The 19,261-nt window shown below is 41.6% G+C and carries 15 protein-coding genes; 7 read left to right on the forward strand and 8 right to left on the reverse strand.

Annotation, left to right across the window (positions count from 1 at the left end; genetic code table 11):
* The first annotated feature begins 55 nt into the window (after window positions 1-55).
* A complete protein-coding gene (locus CDH51_RS05465; RefSeq protein ID WP_100627615.1) occupies window positions 56-817 on the forward strand; it encodes a creatininase family protein in 762 nt (253 codons plus the stop codon).
* On the opposite strand, the gene CDH51_RS05470 is transcribed toward CDH51_RS05465, so the two are convergent.
* From CDH51_RS05470 to CDH51_RS05485, 4 genes are all read right to left on the reverse strand, one after another.
* Entirely contained in the window at window positions 814-4,335 is a 3,522-nt protein-coding gene (locus tag CDH51_RS05470; protein ID WP_100627616.1) for a VCBS repeat-containing protein, read from the reverse strand. The genes CDH51_RS05465 and CDH51_RS05470 overlap by 4 nt on opposite strands.
* A gap of 126 nt (window positions 4,336-4,461) precedes the next feature.
* Window positions 4,462-6,195, reverse strand: coding sequence for a RagB/SusD family nutrient uptake outer membrane protein (locus CDH51_RS05475; protein ID WP_100627618.1), 1,734 nt, complete (start codon window positions 6,193-6,195; stop codon window positions 4,462-4,464).
* Between the two features lie 51 nt (window positions 6,196-6,246).
* A complete protein-coding gene (locus CDH51_RS05480) occupies window positions 6,247-9,501 on the reverse strand; it encodes a SusC/RagA family TonB-linked outer membrane protein (protein ID WP_100627620.1) in 3,255 nt (1,084 codons plus the stop codon).
* A 463-nt stretch (window positions 9,502-9,964) separates the two neighbouring features.
* The gene (locus tag CDH51_RS05485) at window positions 9,965-11,752 is read right to left on the reverse strand and encodes a tetratricopeptide repeat protein (protein ID WP_100627622.1); all 1,788 of its coding nucleotides are present in this window, start codon (window positions 11,750-11,752) and stop codon (window positions 9,965-9,967) included.
* Window positions 11,753-11,811: 59 nt separating this feature from the next.
* Between CDH51_RS05485 and CDH51_RS05490 the strand changes: the two genes are divergently transcribed.
* A complete protein-coding gene (locus tag CDH51_RS05490) occupies window positions 11,812-12,030 on the forward strand; it encodes a PspC domain-containing protein (protein ID WP_024281691.1) in 219 nt (72 codons plus the stop codon).
* On the opposite strand, the gene CDH51_RS05495 is transcribed toward CDH51_RS05490, so the two are convergent.
* A complete protein-coding gene (locus CDH51_RS05495) occupies window positions 12,027-13,022 on the reverse strand; it encodes a glycosyltransferase family 2 protein (RefSeq protein WP_100627624.1) in 996 nt (331 codons plus the stop codon). The genes CDH51_RS05490 and CDH51_RS05495 overlap by 4 nt on opposite strands.
* Window positions 13,023-13,121: 99 nt before the next feature.
* Window positions 13,122-13,457: a YbaB/EbfC family nucleoid-associated protein gene (locus CDH51_RS05500; RefSeq protein ID WP_024281689.1), complete on the reverse strand. Its 336-nt coding sequence runs from the start codon at window positions 13,455-13,457 to the stop codon at window positions 13,122-13,124.
* 143 nt (window positions 13,458-13,600) lie between these two features.
* Between CDH51_RS05500 and CDH51_RS05505 the strand changes: the two genes are divergently transcribed.
* Window positions 13,601-13,882 (forward strand): hypothetical protein, encoded by a 282-nt coding sequence (locus tag CDH51_RS05505; RefSeq protein ID WP_024281688.1) that lies wholly within the window; start codon window positions 13,601-13,603, stop codon window positions 13,880-13,882.
* Here the strand turns inward: CDH51_RS05505 and hisS are convergent, their stop codons facing one another.
* Complete coding sequence (gene hisS / locus CDH51_RS05510; RefSeq protein WP_100627626.1) at window positions 13,883-15,247, reverse strand: histidine--tRNA ligase; 1,365 nt, start codon at window positions 15,245-15,247, stop codon at window positions 13,883-13,885.
* A 164-nt stretch (window positions 15,248-15,411) separates the two neighbouring features.
* Between hisS and CDH51_RS20175 the strand changes: the two genes are divergently transcribed.
* Complete coding sequence (locus CDH51_RS20175; RefSeq protein ID WP_165967632.1) at window positions 15,412-15,555, forward strand: hypothetical protein; 144 nt, start codon at window positions 15,412-15,414, stop codon at window positions 15,553-15,555.
* A gap of 206 nt (window positions 15,556-15,761) precedes the next feature.
* Here CDH51_RS20175 and CDH51_RS05515 read toward each other — a convergent pair whose 3' ends face one another.
* Window positions 15,762-16,265, reverse strand: coding sequence for a metallophosphoesterase family protein (locus tag CDH51_RS05515; RefSeq protein WP_100627628.1), 504 nt, complete (start codon window positions 16,263-16,265; stop codon window positions 15,762-15,764).
* 68 nt (window positions 16,266-16,333) lie between these two features.
* On the opposite strand from CDH51_RS05515, the gene CDH51_RS05520 reads away from it, so the two are divergent.
* The 3 genes from CDH51_RS05520 (at window position 16,334) to CDH51_RS05530 (ending at window position 19,162) form a co-directional block, all read left to right on the forward strand.
* Window positions 16,334-16,735 (forward strand): rhodanese-like domain-containing protein, encoded by a 402-nt coding sequence (locus tag CDH51_RS05520; protein ID WP_157807046.1) that lies wholly within the window; start codon window positions 16,334-16,336, stop codon window positions 16,733-16,735.
* On the forward strand, window positions 16,732-18,099 hold the full coding sequence (locus tag CDH51_RS05525; RefSeq protein WP_100627633.1) for an NAD-dependent succinate-semialdehyde dehydrogenase: 1,368 nt from the start codon (window positions 16,732-16,734) through the stop codon (window positions 18,097-18,099). Before CDH51_RS05520 ends, CDH51_RS05525 begins: the two co-directional genes overlap by 4 nt.
* Before the next feature lie 82 nt (window positions 18,100-18,181).
* Window positions 18,182-19,162 (forward strand): pyruvate dehydrogenase complex E1 component subunit beta, encoded by a 981-nt coding sequence (locus CDH51_RS05530; protein WP_100627636.1) that lies wholly within the window; start codon window positions 18,182-18,184, stop codon window positions 19,160-19,162.
* The last annotated feature ends 99 nt before the right edge of the window (window positions 19,163-19,261 follow it).

The raw sequence follows: 19,261 nt of genomic DNA on the forward strand, positions 1-19,261 counted from the left end.
TTATCAATTTCAGGTCTATTTAATCAAAAATTAAAGTAAACCCTACCAAATTTTTATGAAGCCTTATCTGCTTAAAGAAACAAACTGGAAATATTTAAAAAAGCATCGCTATGAACTCGCCGTATTGCCCTGGGGAGCGACGGAGGCTCACAATTATCACATGCCTTACGGTACGGATGTCTATGAAGCAGATGCTATCGGTGCAGAGGCTGGAAGAAAGGCTTGGGACAAAGGTGCCAATGTGGTGATACTCCCGACTATTCCATTTGGGGTCAATACAGGACAAGCAGACATTTATCTGGATATTAATATGAATCCAAGCACACAAATGGCCATCATTAGAGACATCTTAGAAATGATGGATAGACAAGGGGTGCGCAAATTTTTGATTCTCAATTCGCACGGAGGAAATGACTTTAAAACAGCGCTACGGGAATTAGGCCTAAAGTTTCCGAATATGCTTCTTTTCACCTGCAATTGGTTTCAGGCCTTGGATAAAAGCCAGTTTTTCGAAGAAGCGGGAGATCATGCTGACGAAATGGAAACCGCATTAATCCAATACCTTCACCCCGAATTGGTCTTACCTCTTGAAGAAGCTGGTGACGGACACGAAAAGAAATCCACCATTAAAGGTATTCGGGAAAAATGGGCTTGGGCAGAACGCAAATGGTCTCAGGTGACTGAGGATACTGGCATTGGAAACCCCAAAAAAGCAAGCCCTGAAAAAGGACAGCACTATTTTGATGCAGTGACGGACAAAGTTGCCGAACTTATGGTAGATATCTGCGCAGCAAAACCTGATGAGCTCTACCGCTAGTTCAAGATACTTAAATCTATATCCTTACTATCCCCTTTGTAATCAATCACTTTGAGCGATTTCAAGTTAGCAGGAAGTCGAACTTCCCGCGAACTTTGAGAGAGAAAACCAGAACCCATTACAGGTTCGTGACGGATAGATCTTCCATCGGTCGTTTCGATGAGTATAGCAGTTATTTCCTGACCAGGCTCTATAGTTTGTTCGACGGTTTGATTGGAATGAAATGCTTTCAACTCGCCTCTATTTTGCGAAGCTATATACAAAGGACTACCTGAATTTCGAGCTAGCTTTACCAATGCTTTGGCATCTCCTGGAACAATAAATCCACTCTCAGAAGCATTCATTGGATCAAAATTCCCTTTACCATCTCCAAGAAGGATCAAACCATTCAATGCATCCAATCTACCGATGAATATCTCATTCCCAAAGTCATTTCCTACCAGTAGAATATCCAGAATACCATCTCCATTGACATCATCAGCTACCAAACCATTTACGGGAGCTAGCTGGGCCTCGATTGGTAGTTCATGAATCTTGAACATTCCATCACCTAAATTCTCCACGTAAGACGAACGATCAAAATTACCTTCTAAGATCAAAGCTTCCTGAAGTTCTTCCTCTGTGAAAAGAGTTTGCTCTGTGGCCGTTGCGTAGGTTTTATACCGCTCAAACTTCCTCCTAAAAAGCGTGCTCTGCCCATACAAATCATCCCAGAAATGGCTTGGAAATGAATTGAAATTCCCTGCCCGATCCTTATACCAAGAAAATATCACAGGGTCTACACTTCCATTTTTATCAAAGTCTTTTGCATAAACTTTATAGGGCATTTCAGCCGTAGGGTGATAGTGATTATTAGCTCCTAAATTCCCCACTACAAAGTCGACATCCCCATCTTGATCAAAGTCTCCTGAAGCAATGGAATTCCACCATCCTAAGTGTTGCTGAAGACCCGTTTCATTCATAGGAGTCAGTTTACCAGAGTTATTTTGGAATATCTGAATAGCCATCAATTCCCCTACCACTACCAAATCCATATCCCCATCCAAATCTACATCTGACCAAATGGCATCAGTTATCATCCCGATTTTCTGAAGCTCAGGAGCCAATTCCTCAGTTTTATCTTTTAGACTTCCGTTCTCATTGATCAAAAGAAAACTCTTCTCAGGATAGGGGTATTGTGCAAAAGGAGTTCTCCCTCCAACGAAAAGATCCAGAAAACCATCCTGATTAAAATCAGCAGCTCTTACTACACTTCCACTGGCTTTTACTTGATTAAAACTCTCATCTTTCAGAAAATTCCCACTTCCATCGTTCAGATACAAGCGATCATTATATTCTTGAGAATTAGGTAAAAATTCATTGCTTCCTCCCACCAAATACATATCTAAGTCTCCGTCATTATCTACATCAAAAAGTAGAATTCCCATCTCCTCAAAATTGGCTGAATTATCATCCAATAGCTGTCTTTGATTAAACGTACCGTCCGCATTTTGAAAAAATACTTGAGGCATAAAACCGGAAGAGGAACCTATCACCAAGTCTTCCATTTGATCCCCATTTATATCCCCAACAGCCAATGCAGGCCCAAACTGGGTCAATTTATGAGGTAAAGTCCGCTGTACGTTATAATCGATTTTATCCTGCTCTTCATGCACAAAGTTGAGACCTACCGCTTCAGAAACGTTTTCAAATAATTGCTCGGAGCTACCAAAATCCAAGATCGCCAGTGCGTTTTTGCCTTGATTTGCCTCCGAATAGGCCACCTTAAAAGTTGAATTAAGTTCTGGGTTTGCTAATTTACTCTCCTTTCCATCTGGCCAAATGATCAAAAGATCTTCAACAGTTTTACCTGGTCCAACACCAAAATGCATGGTAGGTTCCAAGGTTGACATATAACCTCTGACTAGCTGTTGTTCTTGAAATAATTTTTGCCCATCATTCAGTGTCAAAACCACTTTAGCTCCCAGGCCTTGTGGATTGGATTGAGGTCCGGAAAGATCAATTCTAAGGTATGATCCTTTCTCTTGCCGCTTTTCTAGATGATTTTCGAAGACAAAAGCGGGATCATTGATATTGTTAATTACATAATCCAAATCCCCATCATTATCCAAATCGACTAGTACTGCACCATTGGAAAATGAAGGCCTATCCAAACCCCATGCCTCACCACTATCTTTGAAAGTCAGGTCTCCTGCATTCTTGAAAGCATAATTTGGAATTTTGACAATTGGAATAGAATCCAAAAGCTGCCTTACGGTGGCAATACTTCCTACGTCTGCCCTGTAATTAGCAAAGTCTTTATCAGTAATATCTCGTGGAAATCCATTCGTGACCAAAAGGTCTCTCCATCCATCATGATCGACGTCTCCAAAAAGTGGAGACCAAGACCAATCAGTTTGATACATACCTGCGAGCATGCCTATTTCACTAAATGGAGCTTCCGGACCATTGTTCATATGCAACATGTTTCGCACATGCTGATACTCATAGCCCCATTGTTCATTACTGATGTAGACCTGATAGGAGTTCTTGCCGATAGTAGTTTTCTTTCTATAGTTATCCTCACCCAACATATCCAAAGTGATAATATCAGGCATCATGTCATTATTGAAATCCGCAATATCAGAGCCCATAGAAAATTGACTTTGGTGCTTGAGCTTCTGAGATATCTGATTGGAAAAAGTGCCATCTTGATTATTGATATATAAAATATCATTTGTGACATAATCATTGGAAACATGAATATCAGGCCAGCCGTCATTATTCAAGTCTGAAATCAACAAGCCTAAACCAAAGCCCTCGATAGTAATTCCCGCTTCTACAGTAACATTCGTAAATGTCCCATCACCATTATTTCGGTAAAAAGCATCATTGTTGATAGCTGAACCATTCGTGATTTTTTCTCGATAGTTGGAAGGAACAATTTTACTCTGCTCATTATTGAGCACATATAAATCTAAATCGCCATCCAAGTCATAGTCCACAAAGGCAGCTCCCATTCCGTTTCCTGGATCTGCTATTCCGAATTCTCCAGCTTTTTCAACGAAGGAAATCTTACCTTGATCATCTTTCCCCTGATTGATAAACAACAAGTTATTTCGCTCCCCTTCTCCCGTTTTCATGGCTGCTACCACATAGATATCCATCCAGCCATCTCCATTGACATCTGCTACCGTTACCCCCGTACACCACTTTTCAGTTGCTGAAATCCCAGTCTCATCTGACACATCAGTAAACTTGAAATTGCCTTGATTTAGGTAAAGCTTATTAGGAACCTGATTCCCTGTAAAAAACAAATCAACAAGGCCATTTTGATCAAAATCCGCAGCGGCTACACCTCCCCCATTGAAAATATATTCATCAGTCAAAATATTAAATGAGTCGCTTTCTATGATTTCATTATTGAAATCAATACCCGTTTGATTGGATGGTTTTAACTCAAAAAGTGTATCTGATTTTTGACAAGAAACCAGGAGGTAAAAAGATAAAATCAGAAGTAAATATTGGGTGATTTTCATAGGGATTAGCGGGTATATTGATGATTTGAAATTACAATTTTACTGATGCTTTGAAAAATATACCTTTTAAAAAAAGCAAAAAAAAAGAGGCCTCTAGGGCCTCTTTTAAAGTATTTAATCGGTTGATTAGAAACCAGGATTTTGAATCAAAATATCGGCTCCAACCAAGTCAATTTGATCTTGTGGAATTGGAACTAATCTGTATTGATCAGTAAATCTAGCTCCACCCAAAGCACCGGTCAGGATAGTTCCATCAAGTGCAAAGTAGAAGTCTAGCTCTTCCTGTACAGTGTTCCATCTTACTAAGTCATAGAATCTATGACCTTCCATTCCTAGTTCTAGCATACGCTCCATTTGAACAGCAGTTCTAGCAACGTTTGCGTCTGTCCAAGGCTGATCGTAAGTTGAAATCACATAGTTAGCGGCAGGAGTACCATCTTCTCTCAATAATTCAGAGTTGATAGCTCTTTCTCGTACACGGTTTACCTTAGCACGAGCACTTTCCAAGTTTCCAGTTTCGATATCAACCTCTGCAGACATCAACAAGACATCAGCAAATCGAATGATCATGAAGTTAATACCAGTGTAACCTGGAGTCCAAGAAGAGTTATCCTGGAAGGAACCTTGCTCAGAACGAGCATATACATACTTCTTAGGAGAGTAAGGGCCTCCATTAGGTTGGTTACGAATCCAAGCAGTACCTGGATGATCTTGCCAATCTAGGTAAGGAATACCTCTACGACCTACAGTGTGATCCAAACGTGGATCTAGATTTCCAGCATCAGGAGTAAATGGATCTGCTGATTGTAACCCTTGATCATTCTTCACTCTGTTAGCAGGATCATTGTAGGACTTATCCAATAAAGGAAGACCATTTGCATCCGTTCTAAAAGCATTTACAAATGTAAAGCTTGGCTGGAAGAATCCGCAACAGTTACCTGGACCAGCAGGACCAGTATTGTATGGGAAGTTCAAGTCAAACTCAGGGTTAGCATTCAATACCGAACCAGTTCCAGCAGCCGCTTGGTATGCCCAAACAGACTCTTGGTGGTTATCATTTGCTCCACGGAACATGTCATCGTAATAAGGTACCAAGTCGTATTTCAATCCATTAGAAGTAACACCATTTGCAATCACATCATCAAACAATGTTTTTGCTTGAGCGTACTTATTCTGATAGAGGTATACTTTAGCAAGATATGTTTTTGCTGCCCATGAATTTACACGGCCAACTTGACCTTGTGTAGGCGGCAAGTTATCCACTGCATACTGGAAATCAGCTTCAATGAATGGATACAAATCCTGATTATTGCTTACTTCCTCAAGACCAGAACCATAATCGATGTTCTCATCCACATAAGGAGTATCTCCGTAGTCACGCTTCAACTCAAAGTAAAAGTGTGCTCTCAAGAAACGTGCTTGTGCTGCAAGTCTTACTGCATCAGATTCAGTGACATCCGGACCTGGATTTTGCAATAATCTCAACACGTTGTTAGCACGAGCAATTCCCTCATAAGCAACATTCCACTTTGATCCCATTTCTCCTGAGGCGGAATTGTTCTCAAAACGTTGAATAGGGTTAATTGTCGCAAAATCTCCAGGGTCAGTACCTTTATTAGCCTCTCCCCCTCTAATACTTCCCCATACCCAGTTGGATGGAGAACCAAGACGGTTACCTCGACCGTTTACCTGCGAATAGGCTGCGATAAGAGAAGCTTCAATACCTGCCAAAGATGACAGCTGGGCTTCTGCAAGCAAACCTGTAGGCGGTACCTCGAGGAACTCGTCGCTACAACTCACTGCTACCATCATCATTGCTGATAATGATAGGGCTCCGATTTTTAATTTAAAATTTTTCATTTGTTAATCTATTATAATTTCTATAACTCGATTCGTATGGATTTGTTACGCTTAGAAGCTGAGATTCAGACCGAAAGTGTAACCTCTAGTAACTGGATAGTTACCCACATCGATACCAAAGTTGGTATCAGCTGCACCACCTACTGCTGGATCTAGACCCTCATAACCTGTAATAGTAAATAGGTTGTTTGCAGAAGCGAATACACGCAATCTTTGAAGATTCCACTTCTCAAGAAGATTTTGAGGAAGGGTATATCCGAAAGTTACGTTCTGAAGTCTCAAATAAGATCCATCTTCCATGTAGTAAGAGTTAGCTTGCTCTGAAGTAGAGAAGTTAGTTGTTCTTTCTACAATCGGCACAGTACCATTTGGATTCTGTGGAGACCAAGAGTTCTTCAAACGCTCAGAAATAGCAGCGCCTTCAAAGGTTTGGAAGAAATCAGTAAACCATCTAGACTGGTTCCATACCTCATTTCCGATAGAAGTGTACAGGTAAGCAGAAAGGTCAAATCCTTTGTAACCTACAGTGAAATTGACACCACCTGTGAAATCAGGAACTGGAGAACCTAAGAATGTACGGTCATCTGGATCAATAACTCCATCACCGTTGATATCCTCAAACTTCAAACGACCTGGAGCGGCACCAACCTGAGTAGCGTGAGAAGCTACATCTTCATCGCTTTGGAACAATCCAATCTGTCTGTATCCAAAGAAAGCAGAAAGTGACTGACCTACTTGGTTACGAATTGGCTGAATACCTCTGAATGAAGGGTTGATAGAAGTAATGAAATCAAGGCCTGGAGCCAAAGAAACAATCTCATTCTTCAAAGTCGAACCAGTAACTGTCAACTCGTAAGTAAACTCTGAAGAAAGATTACCTCTAGTAGTCACCAAAAGATCTAGACCTCTATTCAACATTTGACCGATATTTACTGAAGGAGGTGCAGCATTACTACCTGCAGTCAAAGGAATTGGAACTTGGAACAATAGATCCTTGGTATCTTTTTTCCACCAGTCAAAGATTACATCTAATCTTCCGTTGAAGAATGTACCGTCAAATCCAATATTCTGAGTTACAGCAGTTTCCCACTGTGCATTCGGGTTACCAATACGAGTTCTTCTAAAACCAATCTGTGCAGAAGAGTTAGAACCTGTAATATCGTAAGAAGAAGCTCCTACAGTACCACCGAATAGTGAGAACTGGTTGTTCGGGTCTACGTTATTGGAGTTACCCATTTGTCCCCAACCACCTCGGATTTTCAAGTCATCAATCCAAGTAGCGCTGGAAAGGAAGTCTTCAGATGAAATTCTCCAAGCTGCAGAGAATGCAGGGAAAGTACCATATCGAGCATTCGCACCAAATCGAGAAGATCCATCACGACGAAGTACTGCACTGAATAGATACTTATCATTGAATGTATAATTCACACGACCAAAATAAGAGCTAAAGTTTACCCCTCTGAAAAGGTCTGAATTCACAATCCTTGAAGAAACAGGCAAATTAGAAATATTGATGAAGTCTGGATCCTGAGAGAATGGATTCTGACCAGAAGCAGAGATATTTCTACCTGCTCCGGTATTCAAAGCTTCCTGACCTACAATTACATCAAATGCATTCTTTCCGAAGGTACGCTTCCAAGAAAGGGTATTGGTGAAAGTCCATCCAAATACATAACCTGCTCCTTCGTTATATCCAAAAGCTGAGTTATTCTCAGAGTTTTCGTATTGAAGTCTAGAGTATCCGTAGAAGTAATAATTGTTATACTGACCACCAATGGATGTTCTGAATCTTAAATCATCTAGGATATCGTATTCAGCATACACATTACCAAAAATATTGGCATTAAAGTTTCTATTATCAACTAAACCATCACGGGATGCTACAGGGTTTCTAGGGTTATTAAATCCTCTAGCTGCAGTACCTGCATATCCACCAAACTCATCATAAACAGGAATGATAGAAGGCATACGGAAAGCAGAAAGAATATCATTTTCTTCAGCTGAACTACCTGCACCACCCGAGCCACCAGTAATTCCTAGAGCTCTTCTATAAGTAGCTTGGAAGTTCTCTCCGATTCTCAAACGCTTGGTTACATCAAACTCTGAATTAGCACGGAAACTAATTCTTCTGAAGTCATTATTAAGCAAAATACCGGCCTGGTCCTGAATACCTAGTCCAAGAAAGAATCTACTTGTCTCAGAACCACCACTCAAACCGATGGAATGTCTATTAAGAGGTGCGTTACGGGTAACAGCACCATACCAGTCCGTTCCTTCTCCAGTAGCGGCTCTTACCAATTGATGGATAGGACCCTTAGTAGGATCTACATTATAAAGGGCTCTTTGCTCTTCAATCTGAGCAGGAGTAAATGGTCCTGGTACGCCAGCTTGGCCACCTACGTTGATGTAGTATGGAAGTACGGGAGTAGAGCCTGTTCCGAACTGAGGATGCTCATAATTTGGAGCTCTTCCATCAATTCTAGCCTGATTAGTTTCAGCCAACCATGTGTACTCTGCGAAATCCGCAGGGTTCATCATATCCAGACCTTGACCTGGTGTAGTAACACCAAACATACCATTGTAATCTACTCGAAGCTTCTGATTTCCTTTTCTTCCTCGCTTGGTGGTGTAAATAATAACCCCGTTTGCCGCACGAGCACCATAGATAGAAGCAGCTGCGGCATCTTTCAATACGGTAGTTGATTCGATATCATCTGGGTTCAAGAAGTCAGTAGATCCAACTGGCACACCATCTACAATGTACAATGGTTGGTTACCTCCGAAGGCACCGAAACCACGAACACGGATAATGGATGTGGTACCAGGCTGTCCGTTAGTAATTACGGTCACACCGGAAACACGTCCTTGTAGAGTTTGCTCAATATTACCGGTCGGAATGACTGTTAAATCCTTTGGATCTACAGTGGCAATCGCACCAGTCGTTTCTCTTCGGCTATCAATTGTATAACCGGTTACAACCAACTCAGTCAGTGTTTGCTCATCTGGAGTCAATTTCACGTCGACAACACTTCGGTTTCCGACAACTTGCTCCATGGTTCCATAACCAATAAATGAGAAAACCAAGACTGCTTGGTCATTGGGTACATTGAGGGAGTATTTCCCGTCAATGTCTGTGGCAGTTCCCGTGGTGGTTCCTTTTACTAAAACAGAAACACCCGGCAAGCCCACATCAAATTCGTCTAGCACTGTACCAGTTACGACCCGCTGCGCCATTGCTGCGGAACTGGCTAATACCAAGAGCACAAGAAGTGCACTTAGACTTTTGTAAACATTTTTCATAAACATAGATAGATTGGGTAACAAGATTAATCTCAATAACTTGTCTGTTAATTGATTGTGCAATCGTTTGCGATTATTCTTAAAATAATTGCAATAGATAATTTCCGAATACTCTGGAAGGTCTATTGCCGCTATACCGTGGTACGAATACCTGCAAATAGGCTTAAAGCCTGAAGGTTTGAGCGCATCATGAGATGCTTTGGGTAAAGTTTTTTCTCTAAGTTTTAATTTCCATAGGCTAATATTAGGTTTTAGGACTGTTCTTAATCATCAATGTTAAAGAATCTAAAACAAAATTCAAATTTCTTTTAATAAATATTCTATCGAAAAATTTTATCCGCACGAAACCTAATTCGTCAATTTTTGAAAATTAGACATTGTTCTTTCAGTATTTCAGTGAAAAACAGTGCCTTTCACAAAAAAAGGTGTCAATTTTTGAATAAATCGAAGTTCTAGAATATAAAATTTCCTAGGATTGGGTTTTTTGCTCAGGTTCAAAAAAATCATCCATTTCCCGGATTTCCTCGAAGCTTGGATCGTAAAGCATCCATCGATAGAGCTCTTCATTGAGTGAAACTGCCCGCTGCAATTGAATCAAGGCCACTTCCTTTTGACCGGCATTTATTGCCAGCAGCGCCAATCCATAGTATCCATACCCGAAGGATCTATTCTGAATCACAGATTCTTCAAATGCGATCGAGGCCTGGGCAAAATCACCAGCAAGAAAGAATGCCAGTCCTTTATTGAAAAGGTCTTTTGCATTATCAAAAGAATAATCAAATCGTAAGGTAGCAAGCTTGTAATCTCCACGAATAATATCCAGAGCTCCCCGTAGAGCTTCATTCCTTTTTAAGAAGTCTGCATTCTTCGTGAGAGTGGATGCCTCCGAAAGCAATCTGTAAGCCTCCCAGAAGTTTCCTCTCAAGGCTGCTATTTGACCTTTATTATGTAGAGAGTACCCATTAGGCTCCAATCGAATAGCTTGGTTGAGAAGCCATTCTGCCTCCGTCCATAGATTCTCTTTGATATCCTCATCAAAAGTTCGCTGGGCTTCCCTCATTTTTATTACCGCTAGATTATTATAAGGTAATACCGAGCGAAAAAGCTCTGTCATTTTGGTATAAATTTCAGTCTTCTCGTTCATCCTGGCAGAAGATTCTGCTGCGGTAGCCCAATCCACAAAACTCAATTCACTGACTGATGAATTGCCGGTCAGCTCTTTTTCTAAAATAGCCATCTTCTGCATGCCTATCCCCCTCCCGGGTTTGGCTCTGACTTCTATTTTGGCAGCTCTAAGTTTAGGGTATAACTGTCTCGATACTTGATCAAATCCCCTGACTCTTTTGAGGCTTTCCTGCTGAGTCAGGTAATCTTCTCCATTCATCAAAATATCATATAACTGATCTTTGACCGAGGTTGAAACTTGTTCATAATCCCTCAGCAGTAGTCTAAAGTCAAACCAATCGTTCCACCTGGCTTCTAAGTCTATCAGAGAGTCCCTCAAAATGATGTTCTTGTTCAAAATCGCGGACTTTACTGCTTCCGCTCGTTCCATTCCTAGCCGGCTTGATTTGCCCTCTTGAGTTTCCGGAGATTGAATCCCAGTAATTTTTATGGAAGTTATGTCAGGATTCGCTGTTACAAACTCGCGCAACTCGCTTAGCTGAAATTCATTCGCTCGAGTAGCCTCAAAATCAGAAGATCCTGGCCGAAACTGGATCAGGTATGTCACCGTCTGATCATTTCCTCGGTCTGCGACTCCTCCGGGAATGAATAGTCCAACATCTTGAATCTCTTCACTGGGAGCAAACCGACCAACTTTCGCTAAAAAGGGAGTGGTAATGATTCCTTTAGCCAATACCCGTTTTTCAAATGGTTCGGACTGTTCTCTTTTTCCCTGAAAAAACGACAACTCTAGAAAACTCTCCTGCATCCAAGGCTCAAAAGCAAACCGATAGGATTCGCTGTAAGTATATTTCGAGAGGTTTTTTTCTAAGGATATTTCTCCCAATTCTAAAATATTTCCTGCAGCTTTCAGGGAAAGCGTCAACCTAGGATTTCGGGGCGTGACTACAGATTCTATCGGAATATTCCCTTCGAGTTGAAACCTTACTGAATCTCGAAAATATTCCAGTTTAGCTGGTCTTAGGTTTACTTCTTCGATAAAGCGGTATTCTTGAGCAGAAGCTGACCATCCTAAGAAAAAAAAGAGGAGAAAGATGATTTTTTTACAGTTTTGAAACAATCGGGCAGGCATTTTGCTTTATAGTTCCTAAATAATTTTTTTATACATTCGAATACTAAATCAACACAAAAATGGAAAAATTAAAACTGTTTTTCGAAGAAAGAGCATTCGGAGTTTGCTCTCGATTGGGTGAAAAACTCAATTTTCCCATTGATAGTATCAGACTCTTCTTTATATATTCATCTTTCGTCACTATGGGTTCACCGATCATTATCTACGTGTCGATGGCCATGATGATGAAGATTCGAAAGTACTTCAGAAAAATGAATAACCCGGTTCTTTTTGATTAAAGGTCAGAGAATTTCTTTTTTCCTCTGAAAAAGAAATCCAGAAAAACATACTTAGAAGGCCCCAGGAATGGGGCTTTTTTTGTAGCACTTCTTTGGAGGAATTCATCCCTCATTTTAAAAAATCCAGTGTACCCTTTCCAAACTGCATGAGCAGAATCCCTTTGACCTTTTAGCAAATAACCAAGAGAAGCAAGTCCTTCTAAAATGGCCTTTTGCCCAAAAATCCACCAGAATCTTGATCTGCTTTCATTTTTGTAGATCATGGCCAGGTTATTTCTGATATTCAATTCCAACTTTCGCGGACTACTTCTATCAAGGGTCGCGCCTCCCAAATGATATACTGTAACTTTTCCAGTGTAACCCATTCTAAAGCCTTCCTGTCTCATGCGCACACAAAGATCTATTTCTTCCATATGGGCAAAAAAGTGTTCATCAAAGCCCTGGAATTGATGAAATAGATCACTTTTGATCACAAAACAGGCTCCTGAGGTCCAGTCAACCTCCAAATCATCGTCATACTGACCTTGATCTTCTTCTACCTCGTTCCAAATCCTACCTCTGCAGTACGGGTAAAAAAGGTGGTCTAAAAAACCTCCCCCTGCACCGGCATAGTCGAAAAGTCTCTTGTCCTTCGCCGATAGAATTTTTGGTTGGGCAGCAACAAACTGCCGATTGGTCTCCAAAAATTGGACTAAATCTTGATCCCAGTGGGAAGTAACTTCCACATCTGAATTGAGCAAAATATAATATTGATAGTCACCTTTCAGCTGCTCCAGGCCCTGATTGTATCCACCGGCATAGCCAAAGTTCTGACTAAGGCGAATTACCGAAATCTGAGGAAATTCCTGCTCAAGGATGGCAATCGAGTCGTCCTGACTGGCATTGTCAATCACCCACAGATCAAAAGTAGAATGCTCTACAACTCCCGGCAGGAATCGCTTGAGCATCTCAGCTCCATTGTAGTTGAGAATTACAATGGCGCAATGTTTCATCTGTTTATAATTTGATTTTTAATGGTCATCCTGATAGCTATCTGGAAGAATCTCGCATGGTGACCCCGATGCATCGGGGCATCCCTCAGTGTTTCGATTTCATCGAAACATTCCTCCCAAGTCCATTCCAGGAATATTTGGCATCATTCCTTCTGTGGCCGATTTCATCTCTTCCTTGATTTTACCTTCGATTTGCTCCATGGCGATGTTGGTAGCGGCTACTATCAAATCACTCAGCATCTCTTTGTCCTGAGGAGTAATCAATGATTCATCCATATCGATCTTGACCACTTTGCGATCTCCATTGACGGTCACCTTTACCATTCCTGCTCCTGCTTCTCCTTCGGCAGTCAAGTGTACCAATCGGCCCTGTACCTCTTTGACCTTGGCCTGTACTTCCTTGACCTTATTCATCATATTCATGAAATCAAACATAGCTCTTCTATTTAAATTCTTTTTTATTTCTAAATACAGAATAATATTCTATAAAAATGATTTTTATATAACCTATAAGTAAATTTTCTGTAACCCTAGCCTAATTTTCTCTGTTTCTATTATTTGTAACCAAATTATCCATCATGAGAACAATAGAACAAATCGAAAAGGAGCAAGTCAGCATGATCAATTTTGCCAAGCAGGACGTTCTTTCTGACCCTCAAGCCATTAAACTGAGAATGGCAGACCTTCATCGTTCCCAAACGCTCGGCAATCTACTTCAGACGAAAGTCCGATTGACTTTTCGGTCCATCGACGAGCAAGTTTACGAAGTCCATACGACCGTTTGGGCTGTAGGTTCGGACTTTGTGGTTCTTAAAGGAGGAGTTACAATACCTATTCGCTCCATCCTTCGAGTGGAATAATTAGATCAATCGATTAATCGCATCCTCCACTTTCATGGATTCCTGCTCTCCAGTTTCAAGATTTTTGAAAGCGATGGTCTCATTTTTGATTTCATCGTCACCACAAATCGCCACGAATGGTATTCCTTTTTTGCTTGCGTAGTCGAGCTGTTTCTTCATTTTTGTCAGGTCCGGGTATACTTCTGCCCGGATTCCTTGAGCTCTGAACTTACTCAAAACTCCCAAGGCATATCCAAAAGCCTTTCCATCGAAATGTGCCAATAGAACCTGAGAACCTGTCAGCGTCTGATCCGGGAATAATCCCAATTCCTCCATGACATCATAAATCCTGTCAACGCCAAAGGAAAAGCCTACCCCTGACATGTTCGGCATCCCAAATACCCCGGTCAGATCATCGTAGCGTCCGCCTCCACTCACAGAACCAATCTGTACTCCGTGGGCTTTCACTTCGAAAATAGCTCCCGTGTAGTAGGAAAGCCCTCTTGCCAGAAGAAAATCCAATACCAAATGCTCCTGATTTGCACCAAGACTATTTAGTAGCTGAAGCATCTCTTGAAGCTCTTTGATCCCTTGTAACCCAATCTCACTCGCTTGAAGAAAGTCCTCCAAGAAGTTCAGTACTTCAGAGATACTCTCTGCATTGCTTTCAAATAAAGGCGCAAGCTTTTGAATCGCGGCCGGACCAAAACCTCTTTCTAATAACTCCTCCTCTACTTTCTCCCGGCCAATTTTATCCAATTTATCAATCGCCACACATAGCGGTCCTTCTTTTCCAGCCTCACCGATGACCCCTGCGATTCCTGTCAGCACTTTTCGATTGTTGAGCTTAATGCTGTAGTCCTGAATTCCCAACTTTTCGAAAACCCGTCGAATCATCAAAATAATCTCTGCTTCGCAAAGCAGACTGTCGGTTCCGATCACATCGGCATCGCACTGATAAAACTCTCTGTACCGTCCCTTCTGTGGCCTATCTGCTCTCCAAACAGGCTGAATCTGAAAGCGCTTGAACGGAAATGTCAATTCATGCCGATTCATCACCACATAACGGGCAAACGGAACCGTCAAATCATATCGAAGGCCTTTTTCAGCCACTTTTGATAAGGTGGCTGACGCTCCCTCTTGAATATCTTGTGGAGTTACTTTTTTGAGAAAATCCCCGCTGTTTAGAATTTTAAATAGCAATTGATCTCCTTCATCACCATACTTTCCTGTCAGGGTGCTGAGATTTTCCATCGCCGGAGTTTCCAATTGTTCGTAGCCAAATAGGCGGAAGGTTTCCTTGATGGTATCCAAAATAAAATTTCGTTTGGCCATTTGAACAGGGCCAAAATCTCGCGTGCCTTTGGGCAAAGTTGGTTTCTGCATGGAACTCTTTGGTGATTGAAAAGCCAAATTTACCCAAAAAATTACGGAAACACCCGACGAATCAAGGAATTCCCAAATTATTTCCTTTAGGGTTTTAGGCTTTGAAGAAATGTTTTTCTACCTTTGCCGTCCGATTCGGATCTAACACATTAAAATATATTGTCATGGCAGTTACTACTCTTAAAAGAAAACTTCGAAGAAAAAGACAGAGTCAAAATACACGCGTCGCTCAAATCAAGCAGCTGACTGCGAAGCCTGTCATCAAAAATGTAGACGTGGAAGAATTGAAAAAGTCTTTCGACAAATAATAAAACTAAACCACATTTTGAAAGCGGCTTTTTGCCGCTTTTTTTTGCATCAAATTTTCTGAGGAAATCCATTTTTTATCTCCATTTTTTCCAGAAAGAAACGAGTAAGGCCAATAATTAAAATCCGGAGACTTCGGTATTCACGCTTCCAGCTAAATCAGTAGAGAAAGCCTGATTATTGATAATATTTTTGGCATTCGCCAAACCTACCTTCCTCTCCTCCCGAGCTCCACTACTTGAAGGTTTTTGATTTTCCCATCAGACAGCTCAAAAAGCAACATGGTGCGCATCTGATGAAATCCCTGCTGACCAATTGCTCCTGGGTTCATATACAGGCAATTAAGCTTTTGATCTAACTCTACCTTGCAAATGTGAGAATGCCCGCAAATAAATACCTGAGGCATTTCGGCTTTGATCCTAGGTAGAACCCCTTTTGCGTAGCGGGGTGGTTTTCCCCCTATGTGGGTCATGAGCACTTTTACCCCTTCCACCTCAAAAGCATCCCACTCAGGATAGCGAGCCCGGCAGTCTACATCATCTATATTTCCATAGACTGCTCGAACCTTTTTCCCTTCAGGCAATTGCTCCATCACCTCTAGGGCTCCAATATCTCCTGCGTGCCATATTTCATCGACACTTTCCAAGTATTGGAGTGTTTTGTGATCAATGTAACTGTGGGAATCAGAAATCAGCGCGATTTTAGTGGACATTTGTGGAGAAAGGAATTAAATTCTCCTCGAATATGTATGGAAAGTACCGCACTCAAAAATTCAACACCATGAAAATTTATCAAAAAACTCTTTTTATCGCCCTTTTATTCATGGGCACCGTCTTTTTCTCACAGGCACAAACTGCCAAAGATTCAGCGAAAGTTGTCTCTGTAGAAAAGTTTGATAAACTTATAAGTAAGAAAAAAACGACGCTACTTGATATTCGAACACCAGAGGAAATGGCAGAAGGTCATATTCCAGGAGCTGGAAATGTGGATTTTCTTGCCGAGGATTTTAATGAAAAAATTCAAGAACTAGACAAATCCAAGACCTACTTACTCTACTGTCGAACAGGTAAGCGCACTGCCAAAGCCGGAGCTGCAATGAAAGCAGCTGGATTCAAAAAGGTCATCATGCTAGATGGCGGAATTACGGCATGGAAAGAAGAAAACAAACCCGTCAAAGAATGAGCATTCAATCTATCAATCCCTTCACAGGAAAACTTTTAAAGGAATACGATTTATATGATGAAAAACGAATAGAAACAGCCTTATCCCTTGGCCAAGAAACTTTTCAAGGTTGGCGGAAAGAGGAATTCAAGAAGCGAAAAGAATTAATGCTTGCTGCAGCCGCTGAGCTTCGGGAAAACCTGGAGGAATATGCGCTTTTGATCACCAGGGAGATGGGCAAAGTAATCCAGGAATCCCGAGCTGAAATCGAAAAGTGTGCTTGGGTATGCGAGTATTATGCCGAGAAAGCCGAAGAATTTTTATCAGCTAGAGCTATTTCCTTGCCTGACGGCAAAAAAGCCAAGGTTTTATACCAGCCATTGGGAATAGTCTTAGCGGTTATGCCTTGGAATTTTCCGTTTTGGCAAGTTTTCAGATTCGCAGCACCGACCCTGATGGCAGGAAACGTAGGGATCTTGAAACATGCATCCAATGTACCGCAATGTGCTTTAGCAATCCAGCGGGTTTTTGAAAATGCAGGCTTCCCAAAAGGTACTTTTCAGTCCCTTCTGATCGATTCTAAAGCTACTAATGAATTGATAGCAGACCCTAGAATTAAAGCAGTCACGCTCACTGGAAGTGAAAAAGCAGGCGCGGCCGTAGCCTCAAGTGCAAGCATGCACATCAAAAAATCACTGCTTGAATTGGGGGGAAGTGATCCATTTATAGTGCTCGAAGATGCCAATGTAGAGGAAGCTGCCAAAACAGCCGTCAAAGCAAGAATGATCAATTTTGGGCAAAGCTGCATTGCTGCTAAGCGATTTATCGTCGTCGAGGATGTTTTTGAATCTTTTTTGGAAGCTTTTACTGAAGAAATGAAAAAACTCAAATCCGGAAACCCTGAAGACGATGATGCTGACTTTGCCTGCATGGCAAGGCCTGATTTGGCGAAGGAACTTTACGAGCAAGTCAAGAAAAGTGAAGATGCCGGCGCGAAAATTATTTTGGGTGGCGGCAAGCCGGCTGAGGGCAAAGCAGCCTTTGAACCAACCATTCTGATTGACATCCCAAAAAACTGTCCCGCTTATTCAGAAGAGCTATTTGGGCCTGTGTCGACAATTTTCAGGGTGAAAAATGAAAAGGAAGCCATTGCACTTGCCAATGACTCCGAATTTGGCCTGGGCGGGTCCCTCTGGTCTCAAGACCTCAAGCGGGCAGAGCTTTTGGCGGCAGAAATTGAGACAGGAGCAGTCTTTATTAATTCCATGACCGCATCCAACCCACACCTACCTTTTGGAGGAGTCAAAAAATCTGGATATGGGCGAGAATTAAGTCAGGAAGGCATTCGGGAGTTTGTAAATGCAAAAACCGTCTTCCTTGGCTGATTTAATGCCACAATAGCCTCAGCTATTTTTGCTTTTGAGGGATTCCTTCCTATTTTTACGAGCCATAATTTTGACCTAAAAAATGAGAGAAATACAGTTTCGAGAAGCCCTCAGAGAGGCCATGTCTGAAGAGATGAGACGTGATAAAAACGTCTTTTTGATGGGTGAGGAAGTAGCAGAGTACAACGGAGCCTACAAAGTGTCTCAAGGAATGCTTGACGAGTTCGGTCCTGAGCGCGTTTATGACACTCCTATTTCTGAGTTGGGATTTGCAGGTCTCGGTGTCGGAGCAGCCATGAATGGCCTTCGTCCGATCATCGAATTCATGACCTTCAACTTTTCTTTGGTAGCCATCGATCAGATCATCAACTCGGCTGCAAAGATGTATGCCATGTCTGGCGGAGCTTACTCCGTTCCGATTGTCTTCCGAGGTCCTACCGGAAATGCCGGTCAGCTAGGTGCTACCCACTCTTCCAATTTCGAAAACTGGTTTGCTAACACTCCAGGTTTGAAAGTAGTCGTACCTTCTAACCCTCATGACGCAAAAGGATTGCTCAAATCCGCAATTCGGGACCCAGATCCAGTGATTTTCATGGAATCTGAATTGATGTATTCCGACAAAGGTGAAGTACCTGAGTCAGAATACCTTCTTCCTATCGGAGTAGCAGATATCAAGCGAAAAGGAAAAGACGTAACTTTGATTTCTTTTGGTAAAATGATGAAAGTGGCTCTAGAAGCTGCTGAGCAAATGGCCAAGGAAGGAGTTGATTGCGAAGTGATTGACCTGAGAAGTGTACGTCCGATCGATTATGCTACCTGTGTAGAATCACTTAAGAAAACAAACAGAGCAGTCGTAGTAGAGGAAGCCAATCCAGTAGCCGCTATCTCTTCTGAATTGACCTATCATTTCCAGCGTTATGCATTTGACTACTTGGATTCTCCAGTGATTCGAGTGAATTCAATGGACATTCCTCTTAGCTATGCACCTACCTACATCGATGCGACCATTCCAAATGTAGAGCGAACAATAGCAGCTATCAAAAAAGTTACTTACAAGGACTAATCCTATCAAAAAATAGTAAGCATAAAAAAGCCCTGACCTACAAGTCAGGGTTTTTTGTTACCCAATCTATCTATCTACAAAAAAAGGGCTGGTTCAAAT

Origin of the sequence: Algoriphagus formosus, from assembly GCF_002807035.1 — a bacterium.
Lineage (GTDB): Bacteria > Bacteroidota > Bacteroidia > Cytophagales > Cyclobacteriaceae > Algoriphagus > Algoriphagus formosus.

Excerpts from the sequence above, each read along its gene's own strand:
- CDH51_RS05530 (WP_100627636.1), top strand. The coding sequence starts at position 18,182 with ATGAGAGAAATACAGTTTCGAGAAGCCCTCAGAGAGGCCATGTCTGAA.
- CDH51_RS05495 (WP_100627624.1), bottom strand. The coding sequence starts at position 13,022 with ATGAAACATTGCGCCATTGTAATTCTCAACTACAATGGAGCTGAGATG.
- CDH51_RS05465 (WP_100627615.1), top strand. The coding sequence starts at position 56 with ATGAAGCCTTATCTGCTTAAAGAAACAAACTGGAAATATTTAAAAAAG.
- CDH51_RS05525 (WP_100627633.1), top strand. The coding sequence starts at position 16,732 with ATGAGCATTCAATCTATCAATCCCTTCACAGGAAAACTTTTAAAGGAA.
- CDH51_RS05490 (WP_024281691.1), top strand. The coding sequence starts at position 11,812 with ATGGAAAAATTAAAACTGTTTTTCGAAGAAAGAGCATTCGGAGTTTGC.
- CDH51_RS05500 (WP_024281689.1), bottom strand. The coding sequence starts at position 13,457 with ATGTTTGATTTCATGAATATGATGAATAAGGTCAAGGAAGTACAGGCC.
- CDH51_RS05475 (WP_100627618.1), bottom strand. The coding sequence starts at position 6,195 with ATGAAAAATTTTAAATTAAAAATCGGAGCCCTATCATTATCAGCAATG.
- hisS (WP_100627626.1), bottom strand. The coding sequence starts at position 15,247 with ATGCAGAAACCAACTTTGCCCAAAGGCACGCGAGATTTTGGCCCTGTT.
- CDH51_RS05470 (WP_100627616.1), bottom strand. The coding sequence starts at position 4,335 with ATGAAAATCACCCAATATTTACTTCTGATTTTATCTTTTTACCTCCTG.
- CDH51_RS05480 (WP_100627620.1), bottom strand. The coding sequence starts at position 9,501 with ATGTTTATGAAAAATGTTTACAAAAGTCTAAGTGCACTTCTTGTGCTC.
- CDH51_RS05485 (WP_100627622.1), bottom strand. The coding sequence starts at position 11,752 with ATGCCTGCCCGATTGTTTCAAAACTGTAAAAAAATCATCTTTCTCCTC.
- CDH51_RS20175 (WP_165967632.1), top strand. The coding sequence starts at position 15,412 with ATGGCAGTTACTACTCTTAAAAGAAAACTTCGAAGAAAAAGACAGAGT.
- CDH51_RS05515 (WP_100627628.1), bottom strand. The coding sequence starts at position 16,265 with ATGTCCACTAAAATCGCGCTGATTTCTGATTCCCACAGTTACATTGAT.
- CDH51_RS05520 (WP_157807046.1), top strand. The coding sequence starts at position 16,334 with ATGAAAATTTATCAAAAAACTCTTTTTATCGCCCTTTTATTCATGGGC.
- CDH51_RS05505 (WP_024281688.1), top strand. The coding sequence starts at position 13,601 with ATGAGAACAATAGAACAAATCGAAAAGGAGCAAGTCAGCATGATCAAT.